At 45.8% G+C, this 249-nt stretch carries 1 protein-coding gene; it reads right to left on the bottom strand.

Annotated features, from left to right (window positions below):
- A partial coding sequence (locus SB775_RS32245; protein WP_410865363.1) for an aminotransferase class V-fold PLP-dependent enzyme occupies positions 1-249 on the bottom strand: 249 nt, incomplete at both ends.

The following is a 249-nucleotide window of genomic DNA, read 5'->3' as shown; positions in this document are numbered from 1 at the left end:
CATGTCTTTCATGTGGATCGGTATGGCTGCATATGAGCTCATCGCGTCCACAATGAAATCCATACTATACTTCTTGCATAATCCTCCGATGGAGGCGATATCATTCAGCAGCCCTGTTGTTGTCTCATGATGAACAACAGCAAGATGGGAGCAGGCGAATGCAGACTGTTGAATCCATGTGTCCAGTTGTTGCAAATCGATCGGCTCAGTGAGTGAACTCTGAAATTCGATATATCGCAGGTTATAGGC

The organism is Peribacillus sp. SIMBA_075 (assembly GCF_046534585.1).
This window is presented reverse-complemented; position numbering and strand designations above follow the sequence as displayed.